This window comes from Duganella sp. CT11-25 (assembly GCF_047302815.1).
Taxonomy (GTDB): domain Bacteria; phylum Pseudomonadota; class Gammaproteobacteria; order Burkholderiales; family Burkholderiaceae_D; genus Rugamonas.
Window position 1 is genome coordinate 2,636,072 of sequence record NZ_JBKBFD010000001.1, and the last position, 24,215, is coordinate 2,660,286.

Genomic DNA, 24,215 nt, shown 5'->3' on the forward strand with positions numbered 1-24,215 from the left:
GGCCGGCGGCGCGCCGCCGCCGGCCTTCGCACTACATGGCCTTGCACTGTTTCAGCTCGCACCTGGCCATGAACACCTTCCCGCTTTCGCAGGTCATGCGATACACCTCGACCGGTCCCGGTTCGCTCACCAAACCCGCTCCCCAGCCGCCCGTGCAGCCGCGCTGCTTGGCCAGCACTTCGACCGTCGCCGACGAGACGCCCGGGCGGAACGGCACCTTCTCGATCTCGACGCCGTCGATGCGCGCCAGCGGCGTGCCGTCGGCGGCGGTGGTGCGCGGCGCCGGCTTGCGCGCGGCGGCCAGCGCCTGGGCGGCGGCGGCATCGTCGTCGCGCGACTTGGACGGCAGCCAGGAGCAGGCGCCCAGCGCGGCGCTCAACAGCGCGCCGCCCAACAGCAGGACCAGGGAGCGGGCGGTCATCAGAATTTCAGCGTCTTGACGCCGTCGGCCGTGCCCAGCAGGCAGACGTTGGCGCCGCGCGCGGCGAACAGGCCGACCGCGATCACGCCGACGATCTGGTTGATCCGCTGCTCCAGCGCGACCGGGTCGGTGATCGACAGGCCTGCGACGTCGATCAGCATGCCGCCGTTGTCGGTGATGAAAGCCTCGTCGGTGCCCGGCTTCAGGCGCAGCTTCGGCGTGCCGCCGATCTTGGCCAGCGCGCGGGTGACCGAGGCGCGCGCCATCGGCAGCACTTCCACCGGCAGCGGGAACTTGCCCATCACGTCGACCAGCTTGGAGCCGTCGGCGATGCAGACGAACTGCTTCGACACCGAGGCCACGATCTTCTCGCGCGTCAGCGCCGCGCCGCCGCCCTTGATCATAGCGCCCGCTTCTGTGATCTCGTCGGCGCCGTCGATGTAGACGGCGATCTCCGGCACGTCGTTCAGGTCGAACACCTCGATGCCGTGGCCGCGCAGGCGGGCCGCGGTCGCTTCCGAGGACGCCACGGCGCCCTTGATGGTGTGCTTGATCTTGGCCAGTTCGTCGATGAAGAAGTTGGCGGTCGAGCCGGTGCCGACGCCGATGATCTCGTTGGCCACCACGTATTCGATGGCGGCGCGGGCTACGGCTTGTTTCAGTTCGTCTTGGGTCATGATGTTTCTATAAGAAAGGGGAAATCGAATGGCGCTATTTTAACGGATCGCCCTCCCCCGTCCCTGTTTTCGGTAAAAAAATTGCGTTCAGACAACTCAGCCGCCGGCGCGGTGTAGCAGACTCGCACAAGCGCTGTTCATGATGCAACGATGGTCGCCAGCGACGGGTCCGGATATGCGAGAATGATCGCCACGCAGGTTCAAAAAAAAGATCGCTGGGGATGGAATATGACGCAAACCAAAACAGTCTTGATTGTCGATGACAGCCGCGTATCGCGCATGATGGCGCGCCAATACATCACCGGCTTGCATGCCGATTGGGTGGTCGCCGAAGCCGGCACCGGCGAGGAGTCGCTGCTCAAGGCGCGCGAGGTGGCGCCGGACCTGATCCTGATGGACGTGAACATGCCGGGCATGGGCGGCATCGCCGCCGCCGAGCAGCTGCGCCAGGAATTCCCCGCCATACCGATCTCGCTGCTGACGGCCAATGTGCAGACGGCCACGCGCGAGCGCGCCGCCGCGATGGGCATCGGCTTCGTCGAAAAGCCGATCACCGAGGCGCGCATCGCGCTGTTGCTGGCGACCCTGGAAGCGGCGTAATCATGCTCAACCTCTCAGAACTGGAAAACGACGCGCTGATCGAGATCTTCAACATCGGCGTGGGCCAGGCGGCGGCCTCGATGAGCGCCATCGTCAACGAAGCGGTGCGCATGTCGGTGCCGTCGATCAGCTTCATCCCCCGCGCCGAGGCCGCGCGCCTGCTGGGCGCACGCGACTCCGACGAGCCGGAGCGCATCTGCGGCGTCAGCCAGCATTACCAGGGCGCGTTCGAGACCGAGGCGATCCTGATGTTCCCTGAGGATAAAAGCCTGGAGATCGTCCGCCTGATGGTGGGCGAATCGGTGCCGCTGCAGGAGTTGACCGAGATGGAGCAGGAAGCCATGTGCGAGATCGGCAACATCATCCTGAACTCCTGCGTCGGCACGCTGGCCAACATCTTCCAGCACGAGCTGCAAGGCTCGCTGCCGCAATACCACGTCGGCACCAGCGACGAGATCCTGACCGCCACCGGCAGCGCGGCCGACACCGTGGTGCTGATGCTGCACATCGACTTCCTGCTGGAGAAGCACCAGATCCACGGCTACGTCGCCTTCGTGCTCGATCTGTCGGCGCTGCAAGACCTGAAGGGACAGATCAATCTCTACATCGCCCGCGCGATGGGCCAGGCATAGCGGCCATGGCGATGAACACCCTGCCCGCCAGCGATCAACTCGGCCTGCTGCACAGCGTGCTGTGCGCGGTCAACCTGGGCGCCATCGTGCTTGACGGCGAACGCCGCATCGTGCTGTGGAACGCCTGGATGACCAAGCATTCCGGCCTGGCGCACGACAAGGTGATCGGCGCCGACTTCTTCGCCGTCTGCCCCGGCCTGCGCGGCGGCCGCGTCGACGCCGCGATCCAGCAGGCGCTGTACAACAACTTCCCGTCGCTGCTGTCGCAGACCTTGAACAAGGCGCCGTTCGCGCTGCACGCCAACGCGCCGGCGGCGGCGCGCCAAGAGCGCATCCAGCAGGCGGTGGAAGTGACGCCGATCGCGGTCGAAGGCGCAGCGCGCCACTGCCTGATCCAGATCAACGACGTCAGCATCGCCGTGGCCCGCGAGAAGCTGCTGCGCGAGCAGACCATGGTGCTGCGCTCGCAAACCTTCTCCGACGGCCTGACCGGCATCGCCAACCGCCGCCACTTCGACGTCGCGATGGAGAAGGAACACCGGCGCGCCAAGCGCGGCGGCACGCCGCTGTCGCTGCTGATGATCGACATCGACCACTTCAAGGCCTACAACGACCACTACGGCCACCAGAAGGGCGACCAGTGCCTGATCCAGGTGGCGGCCGCGCTGGCCGGCATGCTCAAGCGCCCGTGCGACCTGATGGCGCGCTACGGCGGCGAGGAGTTCGCGATGATACTGCCCGAGACCGACGTCGAGCAGGCCACGCTGATGGCCGAAGCCATCCGCGCCCGCGCGCTGGAACTGGCGATACCGCACGAGCGCGGCGACGCCGGCACGCGCCAGGTCACGGTCAGCATCGGCATCGCCACGCAAAAGGTCGATGCGCCGGCCGAGATCGACGCATTGATCGGCGCGGCGGACCGCGCGCTGTACCAGGCCAAGCACAACGGCCGCAACCGCATCGCCTCCCTGCTGCCGGGGTGACGCCGATGACGCAACTGGCCAGCAACCGCTCGATGCAGGATGTGATGGTGATCCCTGTGCTGCACTATCCGGACGTCGCCATCGCGGCCGCATGGCTGTGCCAGGCCTTCGGCTTTGCGGAACGCCTGCGCATCGGCGACCATCGGGTACAACTGGATATCGCCGGCGGCGCCGGCGCGGTGGTGGTGGCGCAGCGGCCCAAGCCGACGCCGCCCTGCCCGCATGCCTGCCACTCGATCATGGTGCGCGTCACCGATATCGACCAGCACTATCAGCGCGCGCTGGCCGCCAGCGCGCGCTCGCTGAGCCCGCCCACCGGCTACCCGTTCGGGGAGCGACAGTATTCAGTGGCCGATCCCGGCGGCCATATCTGGACCTTCTCGCAGACGGTGGCCGACGTCGATCCCGCCGCCTGGGGCGGCGTGCTCGGTTAAGAGTACGGTCAAGTCCAGATCCTGTAGATCCAGTAGCTCTCTTCGTTGGCCAGCACCCGCGCCAGGTCCGCCGGACTGCGGCCGGTGATTTCACGCGCCTCGCGGCATAGATGCGCCTGATCTGAATAACCGCCGCGCGCGGCGACGTCGGACCAGACCACGCGCCCGGCCAGGTATTCGTCGCGCGCGTCGAAGAACGATTGCTCCGCGCGCTGCATGCGCAGCAGCCTGCGCAAGGGCTGGCCGGCGCTGGCCTTGATGCGCCGCTCGACGCTGCGCGCGCCGCGCCCCAGCACCGAGTCGGCCGCTTGCCAGGCCAGGTGGCGCACCCAGTCGCCGGCGATGCCGGCGGCGCCGCCCGGCCGCCTGGCCTGCCACAGCGGCTCAAGCAAGGCGGCGATCAGCGCCAGCCGCGCGTCATCGTCGGCGGCCGCCAGCACGGCGTCGGACATCGCCTGCCACGCCGGGTCCAGCACTTCCTCCAGCGGGGCCCAGCGGTCGACCCAGCCCGGCACGTCGATGCCGCTCAGCGCGTGCATCGCCTGCGGGTAGAACATCACCATGAACATGCGCACCGGCCCGGGATTGTAGGTCACCATGGGCCGCGTCTGCGGGCCGCAGAATACGGCGCGCATCGGCGGGCATGGCGTCGGCGGCTCGACCACTTCCGCCTCGCCCTCGATGAACCACGTGATGGAGCACAGCGGCGTGGCCGGGAAGTGATTGAAGCGGTCGGCCGGCTCGGCGAGCGGCGCCTCCACCGTGCTGCGCGTGATGCAGGCGCGCACGCAGGAAGCCAGCGCGAACGGCGGCACGATCAGGCGGGTATGGTTCGGAGCGGTCATGCGGGGAGTTTATACTCGTTTGTCGGAAACGTTCAATACGGGCGACGGACGACGAGGCATAGTGAGGCATCGTCGCCAGAGGAGCCATAATGCAAAACATCATGACCAGCACCACAACACCAGCCACCACCCTGCGCCAGATCGCCGATCTGCCGGGGCCGAAGCCGTGGCCGCTGTTGGGCAACCTGGCGCAGTTGCGTCCCCTGCGCATCCACCAGGACGTGGAGGCGTGGAGCCGCCAGTACGGTCCGCTGTTCCGCATCACCTTCGGCAAGACGCCGCTGCTGGTGGTGTCCAGCCATGAACTGGTCAGCGCCACGCTGCGCGATCGGCCGGAGGGCTTCCGCCGTCCCGCGATTACAGCGCAGGTATCCGATGAAATGGGCGGGCGTCCAGGTGTATTCCTGGCCGAAGGCGCGGCATGGCGCGACCAGCGGCGCATGGTGATGACGGCGCTGGCGCCGCACGCGGTCAAGGCTTACTTCCCGTCCCTGGTCAAGGTCGGCCAACGCCTGCAGGCCCACTGGCGGCAGGCCGCGCAGACCGGCGCCGCCATCGACCTGGCCGAGGACCTGAAACGCTTCAGCGTCGACATCATCGCCGGCCTGGCGTTCGGCACGGACGTCAACACCATCGACGGCGGCGAGGACGTGATCCAGCGCCACATGGACGTCATCCTGCCGGCGGTGGCCAGGCGTTCGATCTCCCTCTTCCCCTACTGGCGCTACATCAAGCTGCCGGCCGACCGCCAGCTGGACCGCAGCGTCGTCGCGCTCAGCGGCGCTATCGACGAATTGATCGCCGCCGCGCGCACGCGCCTGAACGCCGAGCCGGCGCGCCGCGAGCACCCCGCCAACCTGCTGGAAGCGATGATCTGCGCGGCGGCGGAAGGCGGCGGCAGCGTCGACGACATCGCCGTCGCCGGCAACGTCACCACCATGCTGCTGGCCGGCGAAGACACCACCAGCAACACGCTGGCATGGATGCTCTACCTGCTGAAACAGAATCCGGCCACGCTGCAAAAAGCGCGCGAGGAAGTGATGCGGATCGCGCCCGATCCGGCGGCGTTCAACATCGAGCAAATGGATGCGCTGGACTACGTGGACGCCTGCGCGCAGGAAGCGATGCGCTTGAAGCCGGTGGCGCCGTACATTCCGCTGGAAGCGTTGCGCGACAGCGTGATCGGCGATGTCGCCGTGCCGAAAGGCGGCCTGGTATGGTTGGTGATGCGCAACGACAGCGTCAGCGAAAGCCACGTCGCCAACGCCGCCGGTTTCGATCCCGAGCGCTGGCTGCGGCGCGGCGACGACGCGATGAACAAGCATGTCTCGATGCCTTTCGGCGCCGGCGTGCGTACCTGCCCGGGGCGTTACCTGGCGCTACTGGAAATCAAGCTCGCCACCGCCATGCTGCTCGGCAGCTTCGACATCGCATCCATCGCCACCGTCGACAACAGCGAGCCGCAAGAACTATCCGGCTTCACCATGTCGCCGATCGGCCTGCGCATGCGGTTGCGGCACCGCGCGCCATAACCGCATCAGCGCCCGGCATGCACGGCGAAGCCCTGCTCCCCGGGCGCGATATCGGCGCGCAGCGTCATTTGCGGGATATCGTATTCGCCGCCATTCTGCGGACGGAATGGTATCGGCGCCGTCGTGGCCAGCGTATCGAGGCGCCGGCCCAGTTCTTCGCAAAACAAGGCGTAGCGCGCATCGTCCGTGCGGTCGGTACGATAGACGACATACGGCGGCAAAATATCGAAGCCCGGGTAGTACAGTATGCCGTGATGGATAGGGAACAGGATGTCGTCGATAGGCCCGTTGATGCCGCGCGGGCCATAGTGCGATTCCCATCCGCCCGCCGTGACCACCAGCATGGCGCGCTTGCCGGCCAGCGTGCCTTCGCCATAGCGGTCGCCCCAGCGGGTATCGGAATGCTCGCCGACGCCGTAGGCAAAGCCATACGCATACACGCGCTCCACCCAGCCCTTGAGTATCGCCGGCATTGAAAACCACCACAGCGGAAACTGCAGGATGACGGTATCTGCCCACAGCAGTTTCCGCTGCTCGCGCACGATGTCTTCGCTTTGGCGGCCGCGCTCAAACGCCTGCCGCGAAGCGAGGCTGGCATTGAAGCGCCCATCCGGCGCATCGAGGCTGTCGGCTGCATCCAGCGCGGACTTCCAGTTCATCGCATACAGGTCGGACACCTGGACCTGGTGCCCGGCGCGCTCCAGCCGCTGGACCATGAAGTTTTTCAGCGAACCATTCAGCGACAACGGTTCAGGATGGGCATAGACGATCAGGACATTCATGACAGCATCTCCAAATAAGATAAGAGCATGCAGGATAGGTCGCGCTCCGGTATATTGGAAATGAATTCCCAATATAGCAGGTATTAACATGAATAATCTTCGAAGGCTGGACCTCAATCTTCTCGTCACGCTGGACGTGCTGCTCTCCGAGCACAACGTCACGCGCGCGGCGCAGCGCCTGAACTTCTCGCAGCCGTCGGTCAGCGTGCACCTGGCCAAGCTGAGGGATATCTTCGGGGATCCGCTCCTGCTGCCGGGACCGCGCGGCATGCGTCCCACGGCGCGCGGGGAGGAGCTGCGCGCGCCGCTGCGCGATGCGCTGGAAGCGCTGGGGCGCGCGGTATCGCCGGCCAGCCCTTTCGATCCGTTGCAGGCACGGCAGACATGGCGCGTTGCAGCCTCCGACTACGGCGAATCGACGATACTGCTGCCGGCGCTGGCCAGCTTGCGGACCGCAGCCCCGGATACCCGCCTGGCCGTGCTGGAACTCGCCCCCGCCCGCATCGCCCAGCAATCGGAGCAGGGCCAGATCGACCTTGCCTTCCACACCACCGACGGCGCGCCGGAAGGCTTGCGCCGCCGTCCGCTGTTCGAGGAGCGTTACGCGCTGACCGGCCGCGCGGGTCATCCGCGCTTGAAGCGGCGGCCGACATTGGCGCAGTTCTGCGCGCTTGAGCATGTCGTCGTCTCGCCTGACGGCGGCGGCTTCCGCGGCATCACCGACGATACGCTGGCGGAGGCGGGACTGACGCGGCGGGTGGCGCTGTCCGTGCCCCACTTCCTGTTCGTGATTTCAGCGCTGGCCGGTAGCGACATGGTGGCCATGCTGCCCGAGCGCCTGGTGCGCGGCAACGGCGCGCTCAGGATGGTCGAACCGCCGCTCGCCGTGCCGGGCTACGAAATGGCCATGCTGTGGCACGAGCGCTCGCACCGAGACCCCGCCCATCAATGGCTGCGCGAGCATATCGCGGCGGCTGTGTGACTACGGCAGTGGCTTAAAGCCCTCGGCGCGCACCACCCAGCCGCCATCGTGCGGAAAGCCCGGCGCCGCCTGCGAGGGCGCGCCATCCCAGCCGCCGGCCATCATCGCCACGGCGGCCAGCAAGGCGCCATTGCCGGGCAGGTAGACCGGCAGATTGGTATTTGGATTGTGTCCGGCGGCGGTGTAGCCGTTGTTGGGGCCATCGGTTTTCAGCAGCACGTCCACCGCCTGCCGTTGCGCCCCGAGGCGCGCGGCGGTCATGGCGATCATCGGATAATCCCAGCCCCAGATCTTGGTATGCCAGTCCCAGCTCGCCAGCACCGCATCCAGCGTGCGCCGCATCACCTCGCGATCGACACCGGCGCCAGGCAGCTGGCCCAGCGCCATCAGGAACGATGGATGATCATGGCGGCTGGCGATGTTGTCCCAGGTATCCGGCGTCGATTCCAGCGCGACATACTTGCCATCCTTTTGCGGCAGCCTGGATAGCTGCAAACGCTTCCGCTCCCAGTCCGGATCCGGCGGCAGGCCGAGACGCGCGCGCCACTGCTGCGCGATCTGCAAGCCCGTGGCCCAGTAGCTCAATTCATAGGCTGGATTCATGCTGGTGGATTGATCGTAGATCTCCTGCGCGATCCACAGCGGCGGCCCGAGCACATAGCGCTTGCCGGCCGCGTCCCAGTGCAGCATGGACGCCATCGCATCGGCGGTGGCGAAGACCAGCTCGCGATATTGATCCAGCGTCCGCCGGTCCGGCGCGCTGCGGTACATCAGTTCCGCTAGGTGGATCGGGTGCGGCTGGTTCCATACGATCAGCGGATTGCCGCCGGGGCTATCGCGTCCCTGAGGGCCGGTCATCTTGGGCCAGCGCGCGCCCTTCAGCCCACGCGATGCCGCGATCTGGCGTGCGACGGGCAAGGTCTGCTGGAACCAGCGCAGCGTGTTGTCCAGGTATTGCGGGCGGCCCCACAGCGCGAAGTGCGCCGCATGCCACCACACCATTTCGGTGTGATGCTTGCCGTACCAGGTGGTCGTGGTCAAGCCGCTTTCCTGCGGCGGGAAGTCGCCGCCGAACTGGATCGCGGTCAGATACTGGGACAGCACCACGCGCCGCTCCAGCTCCACCGCGCGCGGATCGGTGCTGCCGCTGAAATCGACGGCCGCGCCGCTCTGCCAGAACGCCCGCCAATGACTGGCGCTTTGCTCCAGCACCGCCGCCGGACTCGCAGCGGGCACGGCGGCGCCAGCAGAATAAGACAGCGTGAAATCGAGCTCCCCGCCTTTTGCGGGCGCGATCTGGAATTCATGCGGCGCCGGTCTCGCGATGGAAATGGGCGCCGCCGCGTTCAGCACGGCGGCGTAGCGCGCGCCGTCGCGCACATGCTCCAGCGCCAGCATGCGCTCGCCCTGCGACGTCACCCTGGTGCTGTGCGATTCCGGCTGCGACCAGTCCAGCGGCGGATTCGCCTTGACCGCGATGACATAACCGCGCGGCAGCGCCAGGCGCACCGCCAGCCTGCCGCTGGCCAGCAGCGGCGAGGCAATGCGCACCGCCAGCGTATCCTGGCCGGGACTGGCCGCCGTCGTCACGCTGACGGGCTGTCCCTCTATGGTATAGCGGCTGGTCAGCATACCGGTCCACAGGTCCAGTTTCTGGTCGATGTTCTTGATGTCATCGATGGCCAGTACCTTGCCATTCAAATGCAGGCGCAGCTGTCCCAACGGCATCGCATGCGGATTCTCCCTCAGCCATCCGGCCGCCGGCGCCTGGAGATTGGTCGGATAGCCCACGGTCTGGCCATGGGCGGTGTAGTCGCGGTTGGCGTCGGCCAGCTTGTAGCCGTTCGGATTCGGGTCCTCATGCCACGACCAGCGCGCCTGCGTCTCCACCGCGATGCCGTTCCTGCTGTAATAGTCGGGGAAAGTCTGCAGGCCCGTCACGTCGGCGGTAAAGCAAAACTGGCCGTTGCCCACGCTCAGCGGCGCCCACGGATCGACAGCGCTCAAATGCGGGCTGTGCCGCTCAACCAGGGCGCGGCGGTCGATGGGCAGCTCAGCCGCCCCCGCACTGCCGAGGAAAATGGTAGCCAGTAACATCAGCCGCAGCCAGCGAGGGTGGGTCATTTTTATCTCCATGATTGGGCAAGGATCATATCCAGAAAAAGCAACAGTTCGTCATCGCAAGCAATCAACTTGTTGACTATAGCGGCTTTAGTCAAGGGCTTGAGCGGCCGCCGATTGACTGCGCGATATGAAGCTACCTACTATTTACCACAGCCAAATGGTTGCGCAAACAATTTATTGTTAGCGTAACAAGAGGCTTCCCATTAGGTGAAAAACGGAGACAACAATGCGTAAAAATAAAAGAAGCAGGCTAGGTCATGGGCATTCGATTTCGGCGTTACTGGTGGCCGTCAGCGTCACCGGCATGGCCAGCGCGCAGGATGCGGCGCCAGAGGCCAAACCCGATGAAAACAAGGTCGTCATCACCGGCTCCAGGCTGGCCAGCGGCGGCTACCTGGCGCCGACGCCGGTTACCGTGGTCGACCAGCAGGAACTGAAAGTGACCGGCACGCAAAGCCTGGAAACGCTGCTGTCCGACACGCCGCAATTTACCGCCAACCAGCTCAGCAGCCCGACCGCCAACACCATGCAGGCAGGCCAGCCGTCCGGCACCTCGACGCTGAACCTGCGCAATCTCGGGCCGACCAGGAACCTGGTGCTGGTCAACGGCCGCCGCTTCGCCATCACCGGCCCGGATTTCACCACCGATATCAATACCATCCCCTCTTCGCTGGTGAAGCGGATTGAAACCGTCACCGGCGGCTCGTCCGCCGTGTACGGTTCGGACGCCATTTCCGGCGTCGTCAACTTCATCATGCGCGACAACTTCGAAGGCGTCGAAGTCAACGCCCAGCGCACCTGGGACCAGCCCAGCAAGACGCCGACCAAAAGCCTCGACCTGACGGTGGGCGGCAACTTCGCCAACAACAAAGGCAACGCCGTCCTGTCCGTCAACTACATGGACCGCGAAGGCATGACGCGCGCCGACCGCGGCGACTGGGCGCTGCCGTCCATGGGCGACGGCTGCGTCACCGCCTCCTCCTGGTCGGCGACCCGTCCTGGCACGCCGCAAGCGGTCCCGTCCGGCCAGACCTGCTTGTCCGCAGGCGGCAGGCCGGGCCTGGTCTACAGCGGCTCGGCCACGGTGCCCAACGGCCGCATCGGCAACCTGCCGGTGGTCGGTTCGTCCAGCTCCAACCCGGCACTGAACGCGGCCATGATCGCTGCCGGCCTTCAAAACATGGGCTCGCTCGGCGCCATCTTCGACCAGACCGGCAAGGCGATCCGCCCCTATACCGCCGCCGACGCCTATGACCTCGGCCCGAACTCCTACCTGGTGACGCCGCAAAAACGCTGGATGGGCAATGCCTTCTCCCATTACGATTTTGACGAGCACAACACCGGCTACATGGAGCTGCACTTCAGCAATAACACCGCGAACGTGCAGATCGCGCCAACCAGCGCGAGCGGCAACTTCCTGGTGAACACCAACAACCCCTACCTGAGCCCGGAAATGCAGGAAGTCATGCGCCAGCTCGACCTGAAGGAAACCGGCACCACCAGGGTCACCGCCGGCACGCAGACATTGACGACGGTGGCCGGCGACGGCCTGGCCGTGCTGAACCTGAACCGCCGCCTGCCCGACATCGGCACGCGCGCGGCGGAAACGGACCATTCCGTGTTCCGCGTGGCGGTCGGCCTGCGCGGCGATTTGAAGGATGTTTCGGAAAAATTCCTGAGCGACCTGAAGTACGATATGTACTACACCAACAGCCGCACCATCGAATCGCAGAACCAGAGCGGCTCGATTGCGCTGAGCCGCTTCCAGAATGCGATCCTGTCGCAAGGCGGCGCGGCGCCGGTGCTCAACCCGTTCGGCCAGAACATGACCGACGCGGCCAGGAACGCCATCTCGATTTTCTCCAATTCGACGATCCGCGCGGAACAGCAAGTCGCCGCCGGCAACATCACCGGCAAGCTGGCCGAAGTGCCGGCCGGCGCGGTCGATTTCTCGGTCGGCGTCGAACACCGGCGCGCCACCGCCAAATACACGCCGGACGCCTTCCTGGCCTCCGGCGACGTGTCCGGCTGGAACGCGGCGCTGGCCACGCAGGGCTCGTCCAGCGTCAAGGAATTCTATGGCGAGACGCGGGTGCCGCTGCTGGCCGACAAGCCGTTCGCCAAGCGCCTGAGCGTGAGCGGCGCCTTCCGCCGTTCCGACTATGACGTTGAATCGGTCGGCAAGGTCTGGACCAGCTCCATCGGCACCGAATGGGCGCCGGCCGAGAGCCTGACCTTCCGCGCGCAGAAGCAAAAATCGATACGCGCGCCGAACGTGGGCGAACTGTTTGGCGGCCAGGGCACCAACGGTCCGACCGCGACCGACCCTTGCTCCAACCGCCAGCCGGCCTCGCAGCAGACCGAGGCGGTCAGGGCGCTGTGCGTGGCCACCGGCGTGCCGGCCAACCTGGTGTTCGACCAGGCCGTGCAGCCATCCAACTTCATCAACCAGGTGGTCGGCGGCAACCCCAACCTGACCGCAGAGAAGTCGCACACCACGACGGTCGGCGCAGTCTACTCGCCGACCTTCATCAAGGGGCTGAACCTGAGCCTTGACTACTACAAGATCACGCTGGACGACGCGATTTCGACGCTGGGCGGCGGCGGCATCCAGTCCGTGCTGGACCTGTGCTACAAGACGATCCAGAATGCCAACAGCGTGTACTGCAAGGCGATCAACCGCGATCCGATCACCGGCCAGATCGCGGCGCCGACCTACGTGATGACCACCGCGGCCAATATCGGCGGCATCACAACGCAAGGCTACGACTTCGCGGGGCACTATGGCTTCCGTACCGACTGGGGCCTGATGGGCAACACCCGCTGGAATTTCGACACCAATTGGACGTATGTGAAAGAGCTGACCTTCACGCCTATCCAGGACCTGCCGAACATCAAGAACCAATGCGTGGGCTCCTGGGGCGCGACCTGCGGCCAGCCGGTTCCACGCTGGAAAGGCACCGCCCGCCTGACCATGAATACCGGCAAGCTGATGTTGTCCGCCCGCGCCCGCTTCATCGACAGCGTGACGGTGGATACCTACGTCATCCCTCAGCGCCAGGGCAACACGCCGCCGGCGCTGGAGTCGCTGACCAATCCGGTGATCAAGGCGTACACTTACCTGGATCTGACGGCAGGCTACGAGTTCAGCAAAACCTTCAGCGTGACTGCGGGGATGCGCAATGTGCTCGACAAGGATCCGCCGGTCCTGGGTTCGTCGCAGCTGCCGTCCAACAACACCATCGCGGCGACCTACGATCCCCTCGGACGATCGATGTTCGTCACCCTGAACCTCAAACTGTGAGAGCGATGAACGCCATCAATCCACAACGCCGCACCCTCGCCCTGGCGCTGGGCTGCGGCCTGCTCGGCAGCTGGGTGTCGCCGGCCGTCATGGCGGCGACACCTTGCGGCGCGGCGCCGGAATGGTCCGACCGCCTGCGCAACGACCTCGACCTCATGGCCTTGAACCTGACCAAGACCCTGCTCGCATGGCCGGTGCCGGATCGCGTCTTCCAGCCGGAAGCCTATGGACTGGCGGCCGGTTCGCTGGCGACCGCCGCCATCCAGCGCGCCATCGACGCCTGCGCGGCTGCGGGCGGCGGCACGGTGCGGCTGGCGCAAGGGGACTATGTCAGCGGCACGATAGACCTGCGCTCCGGCGTGATGCTGGAGATCGCCGAAGGCAGCCGCCTGCTCGCCAGCACCAACCTGAAGGACTATCCGGAACGGCTGGCCAGGCGGCTGACCGTCATGGACAGCAATATGGGCATGAATCAATCGCTGATCTTTGCCCAGGGTTGCGAGCGTGTCGGCATCGGCGGCAAGGGCACCATCGACGGCCGCGGCACGCACGACAACTTCCCCGGCGAGGAAACCATCAGCGGCACGCCGGGCCGTCCCTTCATCATCCGCATGCTGGATTGCAGGAACGTGGTGATCAAGGACATCAACCTGAAGGACTCGCCGTGCTGGATGCAGAACTACCTCAATTGCGAGGACTTGCTGATCGACGGCATCCGGGTTGAGAACCAGGCCAATCATAACAACGACGGACTGGATATCGATGGCTGCCGCCGCGTCATCGTGCGCAACAGCTGGATCAATTCGGGCGACGACGCCTTGTGCTTCAAGGGCGCAGGGCAACGTCCGATGGAAAACATCCTGGTCGAAAACTGCCAGTTCTTCAGCAGCTGCAACGCGCTGAAGTTCGGCACCGATTCGCAGGGCGACTTCCGCAATATCCTGGTGCGCAATGTGGTGTTGGGCGGGCCCGCCGAGACGATGCGCTCGCGCAAGCGGCGCAAGTCGGACGGCGGCATCTCATGGGAAATCGTCGACGGCGGCACGCTGGAGCGCGTGCTGGTACATGACGCCCATATCGTGCGCAGCGAGAGCCCCTTGTTCCTCTACCTGGGCGATCGCGGCCGGGTGCGGCCGGGCCAGGCGCGGCCCGCGCCGGGCAACCTGCGCCACATCGTGTTCGACCGCATCACGGGCGATGACAACGGCGTGCGCGGCTCCTTCTTTACCGGCATGCAAGGCAGGCAGATAGAGCATGTGCTGCTGCGCGACGTGACCATCAAGATGGCGGCCGCCACGGAGCCGGCGATCAAGGCGGCGGACGTCCCCGTCAGCCAGGATATCTACCCTGATCCGCATATGTACGCGGCCGTCATGCCGGCCTACGGCTTGTGGACGCGGCACCTTCGCGGGTTGACGTTGCTGCGGGTCCGCTTCCTCAACGCCGGCAAGGACGCGCGGCCGGCGCTGCTGGCCGATGCATCCTGTACCTGATCACTTCCAGTCCGTCACCCTGAACCAGTCGACATCAATGTAATTCTGCTTGATTTGATCGCGGCCGGTTCGGGTGGACTGGACTTCATCCGTCTCGGATTTGATGTAGGTGAACACGGCGGGACGGCTGCCCTTCCACCACGAGAATTTCGCCAGCGGCGTCACCGGACCGACATCCTTGAACGCTTCGTTCTCGCCCAAGGCGTAGGAGAATTGCACGAACTGGCTTTCAAAGACCCGGGCGCGCAGGATGATGGCGTCGCCTTCGATTTTGGCGCCGCGCGTCTCCTCGCCGGCGTTGGAGTAAGTCAGGTAGTTCGCGCCGTTGTCGCGCGCCACGCCTATCCACGGCAGCTTCACGCCGAACAGGCTCAGGCCCGCTCTCTGGGCGTTGGCCAGCGCCTTGATTTCGATCCGCGTGCTGATGACGGAATGCGGGCCTTGCAGGATCTGCGTCAGCGTATTGCGGGCGCCGACCAGATACCTGGCCTTGTTGGCTTCGATACGCATGTAGCCGGGCCGCTGCGACAGACTCCAGCGCGCATCATCGGGATTGTGATTCCACGACCATTGCAGGCCGAGCTTGTCGCTTGAAAACTCGTCCGTGTCCTGGATCTTGTCGGCGGATTGTTTGCCGGTGTCGGGATAAACATGGTCCGATACGGGCACGCCCGCCGCGCCCATCACAGGCCAGTCATCCTTCCACGCCACCGGCTGCAAGTGGGCGATGCGGCCGAATGCGCCGGTGCTGTTGAAGTGGATGAACCAGCCCTGCCCCGAAGGCGTCTCGACATAGCCGCCCTGGTGCGGGCCTTTCAAGCCGTTACCGGGATTGAGCACCGATTTGTATTCATACGGCCCCTCGATCTTCCGCGACCGCATGACGGCTTGCGCGCCGGTCTCCACGCCGCCGATGGGCGCGAAGATGTAGTAGTAGCCGTTGCGCTTGTAGGTCTTGGGACCTTCCAGGACCGGCAGGTTGGCCTTGTCTTCAATGATGGTCGTGCCGGCGTCGTACAGCGTTTTGCCGTCCGGGCTCATGGCGTGCAGGATCACCGGTCCCGCCCCCACTTTCGAGTGGACCAGATAGGCCTTGCCGTCGTCATCCCAGAACGGGCAGGGATCTTCATATCCCGGGCCGTCGAGCACCTTCACGGGATCGGACCATTTGCCGGCGGGGCTGGCTGTCGAGCTCATGAAGATGCCCTCATCCGGCGTGGCCCAATAGACATAGAACAGGCCGTTGTGATGGCGAATGGCCGGCGCCCATACGCCGCCCGCATAACGCATCCCCTTGCCCACCGGCTTCGACGTGCTGTCGGTGAGTGTGTAAGGCGGGAGCATATTATAGGCAGGATCGAAACTCAGCTTATCCAACACATGGCCGGCGATCTTCCAATGCACCAGATCCTTGGACTGCAAAACAGGAATGCCGGGTGAGAAATGAAAACTCGACGCCACCATGTAGTAATCGTCGCCGACCCGGATGACATCCGGATCGGAATAGTCGGCGTAGACGATGGGGTTGGCGTAACGTAGGACCGGTTCCGCCAGCGCGGCGGAAGAACAGAACACCGGCACGCACATCATCGCGATCCAGCTGTGGATTTTTCCCGGCATAGCCCATCCCTCTCCGATTGAAGAGGATTATCTTATCACCGAGCAATCCCAAATATCGCTCACAAATCTGCTTATTAGATGCGTCTGATCAACACACGCGAGCTTGCTTGACTGTATATGCATAGTATATGCATAATCCCAGCAAAGACATAGAGTTCGACCCCGCCAAGGCAAAGTCAAACCTGATCAAGCATAAAGTCAGCTTTTCGCAGGCCGAGGAAGCGCTGAACGACCCGATGTCCATCACGATCGAAATTCCTGATGCAGACGGGGAGCAGCGATTCAGTACGGTGGGCACCGACGCCGTCGGCAGAATTCTAGTCGTCATCCACACTCCACGCGGAAACCGAACACGAGTGATTTCCGCGCGTAAAGCCAGCAAAAGCGAAGCGGAGCAATACCATGGATAAGGAATACGATTTCAGTAGAGGCAAACGCGGTCCAGTCATTGACCCGACAGGAAAGACACGCATCACCATCATGCTGGACGATGATGTCATTGCCTTCTTTCGCAACAGGGCCGAAGCACAGGGGACCGGCTATCAGACAATGATTAACGCCGCACTCCGCGACGCCATAAAAAGCGCCGACAAGCGCAACAAGGACAACCAGCCGCTGACCGTAGCCGGATTCCGCAAGGTGCTTCGCGAAGAACTCGATCAGCGACTGCTTGGCGCGGCACCATAAAAAAACGACGCCGAGGCGTCGTTTGGGGTGTTAGCGCAGGCCGCTGGCGGCCTTGGCGATGTCGGTGATGCGCTGCCAGTCGCCGGCGGCGATGGCGTCTTTCGGCGTCAGCCAGGAGCCGCCGACGCAGGCGACGTTTTTCAGCGCCAGGAATTGCGACGCCGTCTCTTGCGAGATGCCGCCCGTCGGACAGAACGTCACGTCCGGCAGCGGGCCGTTGATCGCGTTCAGCATGCCGATGCCGCCGGCTGGAACAGCGGGGAACAATTTCAACTGCTTGAAGCCCTGTTCGCGCGCGGCCATCACTTCCGACGGCGTCATCACGCCCGGCAGCAGCGGCAGGCCGCTGCTCTTGGCGGCGGCGATCAGCGCCGGCGTCAGGCCCGGCGAGACGCCGAACACCGCGCCCGCGTCGCGCGCCGCTGCGAATTCTTCCGGCTGCGTCAGCGTGCCGACGCCGACGATAGCGCCTTCGACAGCCGACATGGCCTTGATCGCGCCCAGGCCGTGCTTGGTGCGCAGCGTGACTTCCAGCACGCGGATGCCGCCGGCCACCAGCGCGCGCGCCAGCGGGACGGCATGTTCAGGATCGTCGATCGCGATCACAGGGATCACGGCCGAGGTACGCATAATGTCGAGCAGAGTCATAGTCATGATTTACGCATCTTTCTTCATCGAGTAATCTTCATCGGAACCTGGTACGGTGTTGCCGACCGGGTCTTTGTCATGCAGGCCTACCGTGGTAGGAATCGGGGATGGCAGCCCGAAGGTGGTCGCGCCCTTCTCCGCTTCGCACACGCTGTTGCGGAACATGGCGAACAGCTCGCGGCCCATCCCCACGCCGTTCGGGGTCAGGTCGGCGGTGGCCAGCGAGCGCGAATGCCATACGCTCGATTCGACCAGCGCTTCCAGCGTGCCGCTCTTGGCGCAGACGCGGATGATGTCGCCGTCGCGCACCAGGCCCAGCGGACCGCCGGCCAGGATCTCAGGCGATACGTGGATCGCCGCCGGCACCTTGCCCGACGCGCCCGACATGCGGCCGTCGGTCACCAGCGCCACGTGGCGGCCTGCGTCCTGCAGGTTGGCCAGCGCCGGAGTCAGCGCGTGCAGTTCCGGCATGCCGTTGGCGCGCGGGCCCTGGAAGCGCAGCACGGCGACGAAGTCGCGGTCCAGCGTGCCGGCCTTGTAGGCGTCCATGAAATCTTCCTGCGAATTGAACACCAGCGCCGGCGCTTCCACCGTCTGGTGTTCCGGCTTGACGGCCGAGACCTTCATCACCGCGCGGCCCAGGTTACCCTGCACCAGCACCGTGCCGCCGTCCGGCGAGAACGGCGCGGTGATCTTGCGCAGCACCGCTTCGTCGCCCGATTCCAATGGCGAGTCTTTCCAGACCACGCCCTTGCCGCCCTCGCCCAGGAAAGGCTCGGCGCAGTGCGCGCGCAGGCCCTTGCCCAGGATGGTGGTGACGTCGTCGTGCAGCAGGCCGCCATCCAGCAGTTCGCGGATGACGAAGCCGGTGCCGCCGGCGGCGTGGAAGTGGTTCACGTCGGCGTTGCCGTTCGGGTAGATGCGGGTCAGCAGCGGCACCACTTTCGACAGTTCGTCGAAGTCGTTCCAGTCGATGACGATGCCGGCCGCCTTGGCGATCGCCACCAGGTGCAGCGTGTGGTTGGTCGAGCCGCCGGTGGTCAGCAGCGCGACGACCGCGTTGACGATGGACTTCTCATCGACCACATGGCCGACCGGCAGGTATTCGTTCGATTGCGCGGTGATGACGGCGGCGCGCTTGGCGGCGGCCTTGGTCAGTTCGTCGCGCAGCGGCGTGTTCGGGGTGATGAAGGCGGCGCCCGGCAGGTGCAGGCCCATGACTTCCATCAGCATCTGGTTGCTGTTGGCGGTGCCGTAGAAGGTACAGGTGCCGGCGCCGTGGTAGGACTGCGACTCGCCTTCCAGCAGTTCGGCGCGGCCGACCTTACCTTGCGCGTATAGCTGGCGGATCTTGGCTTTCTCGGAATTCGACAGGCCGGTGGTCATCGGGCCGGCCGGCACGAACACCGCAGGCAAATGGCCGAAGTGCAGCGCGCCGATCAGCAGGCCGGGTACAATCTTGTCGCAGACGCCCAGGTAGACGGCGGAGTCGAACATATTGTGCGACAGCGCCACGGCGGTCGACATGGCGATCGCGTCGCGCGAGAACAGGGACAGCTCCATGCCCGGCTGGCCTTGCGTGACGCCGTCGCACATGGCGGGCGTGCCGCCGGCGAATTGGGCCACGGCGCCGACTTCGCGCACGGCGTCCTTGATCAGCGCCGGGAAGCCTTCGAACGGCTGGTGCGCCGACAGCATGTCGTTGTAGGCCGAGACGATCGCCACCGACGGCTTCTTGAGTTCCTTCAGCGACAGCTTGTCGTTGGCGGGGAAAGCGGCAAAGCCGTGCGCCAGGTTGGTACAGGCCAAAGCGCCGCGCTGTACGCCTTTGACGCGGGCCGCTTCAAGATGGGCCAAGTACGCGCCGCGCGATGGTTTGCTGCGCTGGATAATGCGAGCGGTGACGGTTTCTAGGACTGGATGCAACGCCATGATCGTTCCTTATGAATGAATTTCCGTGAAATTTTACTACAAAATTTCAAAGCCGACTGGCTTTTCTTGTATTTGGCTGGCTCACGCGGGCTATCGGCGGCACCGACAAATCATGTCAGCGTGCAGAGTAGTACACCTCCAATGCCATAAAAATTCCGCATCGGCTCTCGAACCGTAGTGAATTTACCGGATTTTCCTGTATCATTCACGCATCCCCTCCCCATCACAGACTAACGACGCCAAACATTATGCGCCAGCCTGCACTGACCACCACCGCCAGCTTCCAAGCCCTCGAATCCCACGCCGTCGACGCCAAAACCTGGCAATTGCGCCAGCTGTTTGCCGCCGACGCGCAGCGATTCCCCAAACTCACCGTCGATGCGGCCGGCCTGTTCCTGGACTATTCCAAGAACCGCCTGGATGCGAAAACCGTCGGCCTGCTGCTGGACCTGGCCCGCGAACGCGGCGTCGAGCGCCAGCGCGATGCGATGCTGAATGGCGAGAAGATCAATCTTACCGAACATCGCGCCGTGCTGCACACCGCGTTGCGCATGCCGCGCGGCAAGGAACTGGTCGTCGACGGCCAGGACATCAACGGCGACGTGCACGCCGTGCTGGATCACATCAAGGATTTCACCGACCGCGTGCGCAGCGGCGCATGGCTGGGCCACACCGGCAAGCCGATCACCGACGTCGTCAACATCGGCATCGGCGGCTCCGACCTGGGCCCGAAGATGGCCGTGCTGGCGTTGCGCTCGTATGCGCATCCGCGCCTGAAGATGCACTTCGTCTCCAACGTCGACGGCCATGACATGGATGCGGCGCTGGCGCAGGTCGATCCCGAAACGACTTTGTTCATCATCGCCTCCAAGACCTTCGTCACGGCGGAGACCATGCTGAACGCCGGCACCGCCCGCAACTGGTTCCTGCAGTCGGCCAAGGAAGAGCACCTGGCGCGCCACTTCGTCGCCGTCTCCACCAACATCGACGCGGTGAAAGCCTTCGGCATCGACCCGGCCAATATGTTCCCGTTCTGGGACTGGGTCGGCGGCCGTTATTCGGTGTGGTCGGCGATCGGCCTGGCGGTGGCGCTGGCGGTGGGCTTCGGCTATTTCAGCGCCTTCCTGGGCGGCGCGCATGCGATGGACGAACACTTCCGCGTAGCGCCGCTGGAGCAGAACATGCCGGTGCTGCTGGCGATGGTCGGCTTCTGGAACCGCCAGTTCCTGGATGCCGGCTCGCTGTCGATCGCGCCGTACCACCAGGACCTGAGCCGCTTCCCGGCCTACCTGCAGCAGCTCGACATGGAGAGCAACGGCAAGCGCGTCACGCGCAACGGCGCGGAAGTCGATACGCCGACCTGCCCCGTGGTGTGGGGCGAGTGCGGCACCAACGCGCAACACGCTTACTTCCAGCTGCTGCACCAGGGCACCGATGTGACGCCGATCGATTTCATCGCCGCGCTGCGCGCGACGCACGACCTGCCCGGCCATCACGACTCGCTGCTGGCGAACTGCTTCGCGCAGTCGGAAGCCTTCATGACCGGCAAGACCGCCGATGAAGTGCGCGCCGATCTGAGCGCGCAAAAACTCGGCGCCGAGGAAATCGAGGCGCTGGTGCCGCACAAGACCTTCCCGGGCAACCGTCCGTCGAACACGATTCTGATGGACCAGCTGACGCCGTCGACGCTGGGCGCGTTGATCGCGCTGTACGAGCACAAGACCTTTGTGCAGGGCGTGCTGTGGGACGTCAACAGCTTCGACCAGTGGGGCGTGGAGCTGGGCAAGGTCCTGGCCAAGAATATTCACGCGGAACTGACCGGCGATGCCAAGCCCGAGCGTCACGACAGCTCGACCAACGGCTTGATCTTCATGGCCAAGGCCGCACAGCACATCTGATTATGACTACTCCAAACATCGAAGCCGAAGTAACGGTAGCCTACGACGCCGTCATGCAGACCGGTGAATGCCCGCTGTGGCATCCGCTGGAACAGGCGCTGTACTGGGTTGATATCCCCGCATTCACCGTGCACCGCCTGGATCCGGCCAGCGGCGCGCACCGCTCGTGGAAGCTGTCCAGCGAGCCGGCCACCCTGGCCATCAGCGACCAGGGCGGCTTGATCGTCGCCATGCGCAGCGGCTTTGCGCATCTGGACACCGGCAGCGACGAGGTGCGCCTGACCGAGATCGCGGCGGCGCCCTACGACACCGCCGTGGCGCGCTTCAACGACGGCCATGTCGATGGCGCCGGCCGTTTCTGGGTCGGTACGATCTACGAGCCGCGCGACAAGCCGGCGGCGGAGATGTTCGTGCTGGAGAAAGGCGCGATCCGCAAGGCCTGGTCGGGTGGCATGACCAATTCGAACGGCCTGGGTTTCAGCCCGGACCGCAAGACCATGTACCACGCCGATACGGCCGCGCATCGCGTCACGCGCGCCGATTTCGACGTCGCGACCGGCGCGGTGTCGGACCAGCGCCTGCTGCACCAGTTCTCGACCGACAAGGCCAACAACTACGGCGGCCGTCCGGACGGCGCGGCGGTCGATAGCGAAGGCAATTACTGGGTGGCGATGTTTGAGGGCGCGCGGCTGGCCAAGCTGTCGCCCACCGGTGACCTGATCGGCGAGATCAAGCTGCCGGTGCGCTGCCCGACCATGATGGCGTTCGGCGGCGAGGACCTGCGCACGCTGTACGTGACCAGCGCCGGCGCGCGTCCGGCGCCGGAACTGGAACAGTATCCGCTGAGCGGCAAGCTGCTCGGCATCCGCATGGACGTCGCGGGCCGCGTCGAAAACACCTACGTCGAATAAACGTCAGCCGGCGCCCACCAGCCGCAACCGTTGGCGCGCCGGCGCCGCAAGCCGGGAGGGCTGCGCATGCCCCATTTCCAGCTTGAACGCCGCCACCAGCGACGTCAGATGCTGCGCCTCCTCCGCCAGCGCATCGGCGGCCGCCGCGTCTTCCTGCACCAGCGCCGCGTTCTGCTGCGTGCTCTCGTCGAACTCCACAATCGCGTGGTTGATGCGCTCGATGCCCTCGTTCTGCTCCTGGTTGGCGCTGCTCATCTCGCCCATGATGGCGGTCACGCGCTGCACGCTGTCGACCACCTGCAGCATGGTGGCCCCGGCCTCGTCGACCAGGCGGCTGCCGCCCTCCACCGTCTGCACCGTATTGCCGATCAATTGCTTGATCTCCTTGGCCGCCGCCGCCGAGCGGTGCGCCAGGTTGCGCACCTCGGACGCCACCACCGCGAAGCCCCTGCCCTGCTCGCCGGCGCGCGCCGCCTCCACCGCCGCGTTCAAGGCCAGGATATTGGTCTGGAACGCGATCCCGTCGATCACGCTGATGATGTCCACGATCTGGCGCGACGAGGCATTGATGTCGCCCATCGTATCGACCACCTGCCGCACCGCCTCGCCGCCCTTGATGGCGATCGCCGACGCGCTCTGCGCCAGCTCGTTGGCCTGGCGCGCGCTCTCGTTATTCCGGCGCACGGTGGCGGCCAGCCGCGCCATCGACGCGGCGGTCTGCTCGATGCTGCCGGCCTGGCGCTCGGTGCGGCGCGACAGCTCCGCATTGCCGTGCGCGATTTCGCCCGAGGCGCCGGCGATGGTATGCGCGCCATCGCGCACGCCGGCGATGGTGTCGCGCATCGTCACCAGCATCTCCAGCAGCGAGCGCGCCAGACGGCTGCGCGGCTTGCCTTCCGCGGCCGACAAATCGATGCGGCCTTCAATCGCCGCCAGCGCGGAGACGATGCTCTCCAGCTCCGCCGCCTGGCAGGCGGCGCGGCGCAGGATGGTGGCCAGGAAGATCAGCACGCCCGACTCCACCACCACGTAGGCGGCGTGGATGAACACCGTCGACAGCTGCGGCCGCGTGAAGCACATCACGCCGTAGTTCCATTCCTGCAGATAATGGAAGCCGAGGTGGTGCACGGCGATGACGCCGGCCGCCACCACGATCGGGCGCCAGTCGCGGTAGGCGAGCAAAAACGCCAGGTAGACGAAAATACCAAAGTGCAATTCAGTCAAGCCCGCGCCCTGGTGGATGTTCAGCGCCGCGAACACCATCACCGAGACCGCGACCACGCAGCGCGTCAGCACCGAGCCGGACGCGCTGAAATACAGGAAGGTCGGCAAGCCGGCGGCAGGCAGGCCGACCAGCAGCGCCAGCATCCAGGTGTCGTTGACGCCGGCCAGCGCCAGCGAGAACAATTGCAGCGCCCAGAGGACGCACAGCATCATTTTGTCTGCCTGCACGGCAATCGCCTGCAAGGGGTCGTAGCGGTTTTGCATAGGAAAACTCCGGGCCGGACAGACAAACGCCATGCGTCAGCACGCGAAGGCAGGCCAGCTTATAATGGATTGATTCGATCAGGCGCGGCGGGTGAAGGGCCGCAGGCTAGGTTGCCGCGTAGGGGCGGCGCATGCTGAACGAGGCGAATTCATGATCGGGCGGAGGCGGCGCGGATGGGGCGCGGACCGGCGGCGGGAATCGCATGCGGGATGCCGCCATTA

Annotated in this window: 21 protein-coding genes; 12 read left to right on the forward strand and 9 right to left on the reverse strand. The window is 65.2% G+C overall.

From position 1 onward, the window contains the following. Positions 1 to 31: 31 nt before the first annotated feature. Both ACEN9F_RS11230 and rpiA read right to left on the reverse strand, forming a co-directional pair. A complete protein-coding gene (locus ACEN9F_RS11230) occupies positions 32 to 421 on the reverse strand; it encodes a hypothetical protein (RefSeq protein WP_413420102.1) in 390 nt (129 codons plus the stop codon). Next, complete coding sequence (gene rpiA, locus ACEN9F_RS11235) at positions 421 to 1,098, reverse strand: ribose-5-phosphate isomerase RpiA (protein WP_413420103.1); 678 nt, start codon at positions 1,096 to 1,098, stop codon at positions 421 to 423. The genes ACEN9F_RS11230 and rpiA overlap by 1 nt, the downstream gene beginning before the upstream one ends. Before the next feature lie 228 nt (positions 1,099 to 1,326). On the opposite strand from rpiA, the gene ACEN9F_RS11240 reads away from it, so the two are divergent. Genes ACEN9F_RS11240 through ACEN9F_RS11255 form a run of 4 tightly spaced genes read left to right on the forward strand, consistent with a single transcriptional unit; the run spans position 1,327 to position 3,747 of the window. Continuing rightward, a complete protein-coding gene (locus ACEN9F_RS11240; RefSeq protein WP_413420104.1) occupies positions 1,327 to 1,698 on the forward strand; it encodes a response regulator in 372 nt (123 codons plus the stop codon). Positions 1,699 to 1,700: 2 nt separating this feature from the next. Beyond that, positions 1,701 to 2,330 carry a chemotaxis protein CheC gene (locus ACEN9F_RS11245; RefSeq protein WP_413420105.1) on the forward strand — a complete coding sequence of 210 codons (630 nt, stop codon included), beginning with the start codon at positions 1,701 to 1,703 and terminating at the stop codon, positions 2,328 to 2,330. 11 nt (positions 2,331 to 2,341) lie between these two features. After that, entirely contained in the window at positions 2,342 to 3,313 is a 972-nt protein-coding gene (locus ACEN9F_RS11250; protein WP_413427032.1) for a diguanylate cyclase, read from the forward strand. 5 nt (positions 3,314 to 3,318) lie between these two features. After that, complete coding sequence (locus tag ACEN9F_RS11255) at positions 3,319 to 3,747, forward strand: VOC family protein (protein ID WP_413420106.1); 429 nt, start codon at positions 3,319 to 3,321, stop codon at positions 3,745 to 3,747. Between the two features lie 8 nt (positions 3,748 to 3,755). Here the strand turns inward: ACEN9F_RS11255 and ACEN9F_RS11260 are convergent, their stop codons facing one another. Continuing rightward, positions 3,756 to 4,592 carry a DUF6597 domain-containing transcriptional factor gene (locus ACEN9F_RS11260; protein WP_413420107.1) on the reverse strand — a complete coding sequence of 279 codons (837 nt, stop codon included), beginning with the start codon at positions 4,590 to 4,592 and terminating at the stop codon, positions 3,756 to 3,758. Positions 4,593 to 4,681: 89 nt separating this feature from the next. On the opposite strand from ACEN9F_RS11260, the gene ACEN9F_RS11265 reads away from it, so the two are divergent. Continuing rightward, positions 4,682 to 6,124, forward strand: a complete 1,443-nt coding sequence (locus ACEN9F_RS11265; protein ID WP_413420108.1) for a cytochrome P450 — start codon at positions 4,682 to 4,684, stop codon at positions 6,122 to 6,124. A gap of 5 nt (positions 6,125 to 6,129) precedes the next feature. Here ACEN9F_RS11265 and ACEN9F_RS11270 read toward each other — a convergent pair whose 3' ends face one another. Continuing rightward, positions 6,130 to 6,906, reverse strand: a complete 777-nt coding sequence (locus tag ACEN9F_RS11270; protein ID WP_413420109.1) for an NAD(P)H-dependent oxidoreductase — start codon at positions 6,904 to 6,906, stop codon at positions 6,130 to 6,132. Positions 6,907 to 6,994: 88 nt separating this feature from the next. Here ACEN9F_RS11270 and ACEN9F_RS11275 point away from each other — a divergent pair, with 88 nt between their 5' ends. After that, entirely contained in the window at positions 6,995 to 7,888 is an 894-nt protein-coding gene (locus ACEN9F_RS11275) for a LysR family transcriptional regulator (protein ID WP_413420110.1), read from the forward strand. On the opposite strand, the gene ACEN9F_RS11280 is transcribed toward ACEN9F_RS11275, so the two are convergent. Next, on the reverse strand, positions 7,889 to 10,012 hold the full coding sequence (locus ACEN9F_RS11280) for a hypothetical protein (protein ID WP_413420111.1): 2,124 nt from the start codon (positions 10,010 to 10,012) through the stop codon (positions 7,889 to 7,891). A 283-nt stretch (positions 10,013 to 10,295) separates the two neighbouring features. On the opposite strand from ACEN9F_RS11280, the gene ACEN9F_RS11285 reads away from it, so the two are divergent. Together ACEN9F_RS11285 and ACEN9F_RS11290 are read left to right on the forward strand one after the other, a co-directional pair. Then, on the forward strand, positions 10,296 to 13,316 hold the full coding sequence (locus tag ACEN9F_RS11285; protein ID WP_413420112.1) for a TonB-dependent receptor domain-containing protein: 3,021 nt from the start codon (positions 10,296 to 10,298) through the stop codon (positions 13,314 to 13,316). A 5-nt stretch (positions 13,317 to 13,321) separates the two neighbouring features. After that, positions 13,322 to 14,809, forward strand: coding sequence for a glycoside hydrolase family 28 protein (locus tag ACEN9F_RS11290; RefSeq protein WP_413420113.1), 1,488 nt, complete (start codon positions 13,322 to 13,324; stop codon positions 14,807 to 14,809). Here the strand turns inward: ACEN9F_RS11290 and ACEN9F_RS11295 are convergent, their stop codons facing one another. Next, the gene (locus ACEN9F_RS11295) at positions 14,810 to 16,429 is read right to left on the reverse strand and encodes a glycoside hydrolase 43 family protein (protein WP_413420114.1); all 1,620 of its coding nucleotides are present in this window, start codon (positions 16,427 to 16,429) and stop codon (positions 14,810 to 14,812) included. Between the two features lie 128 nt (positions 16,430 to 16,557). Here ACEN9F_RS11295 and ACEN9F_RS11300 point away from each other — a divergent pair, with 128 nt between their 5' ends. Then, positions 16,558 to 16,839 carry a BrnT family toxin gene (locus ACEN9F_RS11300; protein WP_413420115.1) on the forward strand — a complete coding sequence of 94 codons (282 nt, stop codon included), beginning with the start codon at positions 16,558 to 16,560 and terminating at the stop codon, positions 16,837 to 16,839. Continuing rightward, on the forward strand, positions 16,832 to 17,116 hold the full coding sequence (locus ACEN9F_RS11305; protein WP_413420116.1) for a BrnA antitoxin family protein: 285 nt from the start codon (positions 16,832 to 16,834) through the stop codon (positions 17,114 to 17,116). The genes ACEN9F_RS11300 and ACEN9F_RS11305 overlap by 8 nt, the downstream gene beginning before the upstream one ends. Before the next feature lie 30 nt (positions 17,117 to 17,146). On the opposite strand, the gene eda is transcribed toward ACEN9F_RS11305, so the two are convergent. Then, positions 17,147 to 17,770, reverse strand: coding sequence for a bifunctional 4-hydroxy-2-oxoglutarate aldolase/2-dehydro-3-deoxy-phosphogluconate aldolase (gene eda, locus ACEN9F_RS11310; protein ID WP_413420117.1), 624 nt, complete (start codon positions 17,768 to 17,770; stop codon positions 17,147 to 17,149). 3 nt (positions 17,771 to 17,773) lie between these two features. Next, entirely contained in the window at positions 17,774 to 19,696 is a 1,923-nt protein-coding gene (gene edd, locus ACEN9F_RS11315; RefSeq protein WP_413420118.1) for a phosphogluconate dehydratase, read from the reverse strand. Between the two features lie 248 nt (positions 19,697 to 19,944). On the opposite strand from edd, the gene pgi reads away from it, so the two are divergent. After that, positions 19,945 to 21,594: a glucose-6-phosphate isomerase gene (pgi, locus tag ACEN9F_RS11320; RefSeq protein ID WP_413420119.1), complete on the forward strand. Its 1,650-nt coding sequence runs from the start codon at positions 19,945 to 19,947 to the stop codon at positions 21,592 to 21,594. A gap of 2 nt (positions 21,595 to 21,596) precedes the next feature. Next, positions 21,597 to 22,505, forward strand: coding sequence for an SMP-30/gluconolactonase/LRE family protein (locus ACEN9F_RS11325; RefSeq protein WP_413420120.1), 909 nt, complete (start codon positions 21,597 to 21,599; stop codon positions 22,503 to 22,505). A gap of 3 nt (positions 22,506 to 22,508) precedes the next feature. Here ACEN9F_RS11325 and ACEN9F_RS11330 read toward each other — a convergent pair whose 3' ends face one another. Further along, complete coding sequence (locus tag ACEN9F_RS11330; protein WP_413420121.1) at positions 22,509 to 23,993, reverse strand: methyl-accepting chemotaxis protein; 1,485 nt, start codon at positions 23,991 to 23,993, stop codon at positions 22,509 to 22,511. Between the last annotated feature and the right edge of the window lie 222 nt (positions 23,994 to 24,215).